We start from the raw sequence: 728 nt of genomic DNA, 5'->3' as shown, positions 1-728 counted from the left end.
CAACATTCAAATCAATACCGACATTAAAATGAATCTCCACACGTGAACGGCCAAAAGAAGAAGTTGAAGAAATCGTTTTAACACCTGAAACGCGAGAAACGGCATCTTCTATAATTCTTGTAACTTCACGATCTATTGTTTCCGCTGATGCTCCAGCAAAAGCTGTCATAATTGTTATCACTGGAGTATCAACATCCGGAAGTTCTCGTACATCAACATTCAGCCATGCAGCAAACCCTGCGATTATAATCATAGCATTTAAAACAAAAGTAAAAACCGGTCTGCGAATAAATAAGCCAATTATACCATCTTGTTCTTCCTGCACCCTAAGCTGCTTTGTATTCAATTCTTGACTCATTGTACATCCTGCTCAGGAAGTGATAATAATTGCTGTTGACGGGCTTTTGAATCATCAATTGTTACCTGACTTCCTGGATAAAGCATCTGTACTCCCTTAATGACAATTTGATCACCACTTTTCAGGGCTGCTTTCACAAACACTTGATCTGCTTTATGCTGAATAATTGATACTGGAATGGGTTCTACCTTCCCATCTCTCACACGCCAAACAAATGATCCTTTGCTGTTCCATTGAACCGCAAGAGGATTAACAACAGGAAGCAAATCACCATAAAATTGCAACGCAACAGAAAAAGACATACCAGACATAAGTGTATCTTTTTCATTCTTGATTTCAATCTGAACGTGAAGTGTGCGGCTTTCTGGAT

Annotated in this window: 1 protein-coding gene and 1 pseudogene; both read right to left on the bottom strand. The window is 39.0% G+C overall.

Annotated features, from left to right (window positions below):
- On the bottom strand, positions 1–358 hold a 358-nt coding region (locus ACFINS_RS10300), incomplete at its 3' end, for an efflux RND transporter permease subunit (RefSeq protein ID WP_375706214.1).
- A pseudogene (locus ACFINS_RS10295) lies at positions 355–728 on the bottom strand (efflux RND transporter periplasmic adaptor subunit); the annotation flags it as partial. The pseudogene ACFINS_RS10295 and the gene ACFINS_RS10300, both read right to left, overlap by 4 nt.

It is taken from the genome of Bartonella sp. AA2SXKL (assembly GCF_042197205.1).
Lineage (GTDB): Bacteria > Pseudomonadota > Alphaproteobacteria > Rhizobiales > Rhizobiaceae > Bartonella.
This window is presented reverse-complemented; position numbering and strand designations above follow the sequence as displayed.